The organism is Bathymodiolus platifrons methanotrophic gill symbiont, assembly GCF_002189065.1.
Lineage (GTDB): Bacteria > Pseudomonadota > Gammaproteobacteria > Methylococcales > Methylomonadaceae > Methyloprofundus.
Window position 1 is genome coordinate 1 of sequence record NZ_BDMN01000603.1, and the last position, 1,066, is coordinate 1,066.

1 protein-coding gene is annotated in these 1,066 nt (G+C 37.8%); it reads right to left on the minus strand.

The genetic code is table 11. The annotated features are described in order from the left end of the window. A partial coding sequence (locus CDZ78_RS20885; protein ID WP_087871641.1) for an SAM-dependent methyltransferase occupies positions 1–575 on the minus strand: 575 nt, incomplete at its 3' end. Between the last annotated feature and the right edge of the window lie 491 nt (positions 576–1,066).

The following is a 1,066-nucleotide window of genomic DNA, read 5'->3' on the forward strand; positions in this document are numbered from 1 at the left end:
TCTAGGTGTATAGACGTTTGATGTGATAAATCCAGCAACGGGAAAATGCGCACTTCTTTTGCAAAACGGCATAATTCCAGAACTGACTTAATATGAAAATCTCTGTCTAATTGATCGCTATATAAAAACAATAAATGTGAGCATAAAGCCAGATCGAATTGCTTGGCATCAAACGCTATAACGGGTAGCTCATGATCTACATATCGTCCTTGTTGTTTTCCGGTATCGAAATCCTGTAAAAACCGAGTCATTGCCTGCATACGCACTCGCCCTAATGCTTCGGCTGAACCAAATTTATCCAGCCGTAACTGACTTGCATTGTTTGCAACTTGTATCAGCATATCCTCAAATATTTCATCAATGCGCTGAGCAATCTGCTTACTACTAAAAGTATAAGCTGGATCGACAGAAATTATATTGCCGCCTTGTTCAGTTAATACTGCATTAAATGCGGCCGGACCATCTGCAACGCCAAGTATTGATTTCTGTAGATCCTGTTCCCCCAAACTGAACATAGCACAATATTCCTCAAAGGAACGTCCCCATGGGACAACCTGTTGTAACTTAAATCCCATCATTTTCTCCAGGCAAAAAAAAGGCCGCAGATTCAGATGAACCTGCGGCCTTTATTGAATTCGTTATAACGCTAACATTATTGAATCACTTTAAAACACAGCTCCACCCTCCGGCAACAAATTTCTTCGTAGCCAGCGTAAAGCAGAACGTCTTTTATGTAATGAATGAATAATCATGAACACAGTATGTGTACTATTTGTTGCTGAGTCAAATAATAGCCCATATTTTTTTAGGAAAACCTATGCCTCAAGTTTAACATTATTGTTTTATCATAGCTAACATAATGGTTCTGTCGCAAAAAGTGTAAAAACCGACTATATCCTAGTTTTATGCAGCTAATGAATAATATTTCATTCAAGATGAAATCTCGATTACCCTATCGTTAAAATTTCGACAGATAGCTTTTCAAGCCATATACCACCTGGCATACAGATTAATAATGCCTTAAAAAATACCGCTATTTTTAGCTGAACATGTGAATCTTTTTTGG